Annotated in this window: 1 protein-coding gene; it reads left to right on the top strand. The window is 43.4% G+C overall.

Translation table 11 applies throughout. The annotated features are described in order from the left end of the window. Nucleotides 1-86 precede the first annotated feature (86 nt). Nucleotides 87-249, top strand: a 163-nt coding sequence (locus H5300_RS27505) for a DUF6444 domain-containing protein (RefSeq protein ID WP_259397974.1), incomplete at its 3' end; no start/stop codon positions are given.

Here is a 249-nt window from a genome sequence, read left to right as displayed (position 1 = left end):
CCCTATTGACAGAAAAAGTGTGACACTCAGCACTTGATCCACTTTTTACTATTGAGTGATCATTCCAGTGCTTCATCCTGTTTGTTATGAGCAGAAAGAAAGCCCCTAAATTTCAAGAGGAACCACCCGTAGCCTCTGACCTTAATGAAGCAAACGCACTGATTGAAGAGTTGTGGGAACAGTTGCGCCACCTTACCGATAAACAAGCAACTAACTCCAAAAACTCATCGAAACCACCTTCGTCTGACA

Origin of the sequence: Vibrio sp. SG41-7 (genome assembly GCF_014164465.1) — a bacterium.
Lineage (GTDB): Bacteria > Pseudomonadota > Gammaproteobacteria > Enterobacterales > Vibrionaceae > Vibrio > Vibrio splendidus.
This window is presented reverse-complemented; position numbering and strand designations above follow the sequence as displayed.